Genomic DNA, 513 nt, shown 5'->3' with positions numbered 1-513 from the left:
TGATTAGATATGATATTCTTAATTCGGGTCATGAAGATACCTCTTTCTTGTTTGTGGTGAATTAAGAATAGGTCTTCATGGCCTTTTTGACTAGTCTGAATAAAGAACTGGTCTAGTAGAGCAGGTGTTGCACTTCAATTTTAAATCGAGGTATAAAACAAAAGCCTTCAATAGTAAATACCATTGAAGACTTTCGAAATTGCGTGGCAACGTCCTACCCTCGCAGGGGGCGATCCCCCAACTACTCTTGGCGTGCAGAAGCTTAACTGCTGTGTTCGGCATGGGAACAGGTGTATCCTTCTGGCTATCGCCACCACACTATTTTTCCTTGAAAGAACTTCGTTCTCTCAAAACTAGCTAACATTAATTTTCTGCCTTTGAACACCATTTCTACTTGGTTAAGTCCTCGACCGATTAGTATTGGTCCGCTCCGTACATCACTGCACTGCCACTTCCAACCTATCTACCTGATCATCTCTCAGGGGTCTTACTTCCATATAGGAATGGGAAATC

General features: G+C 42.3%; 2 rRNA genes. Both read right to left on the bottom strand.

Annotated elements, in window-relative coordinates:
* Window positions 1-201: 201 nt before the first annotated feature.
* Window positions 202-318 (bottom strand): 5S ribosomal RNA (gene rrf / locus LPKJCM_RS06165).
* 76 nt (window positions 319-394) lie between these two features.
* Window positions 395-513: ribosomal RNA gene (locus LPKJCM_RS06160) — 23S ribosomal RNA — on the bottom strand; the annotation flags it as partial.

The sequence above is a fragment of the Lentilactobacillus parakefiri genome, assembly GCF_002157585.1.
GTDB classification, from domain to species: domain Bacteria; phylum Bacillota; class Bacilli; order Lactobacillales; family Lactobacillaceae; genus Lentilactobacillus; species Lentilactobacillus parakefiri.
The sequence above is the reverse complement of the archived record's forward strand: the minus strand, read 5'-3'. Positions and strand labels throughout refer to the sequence as shown.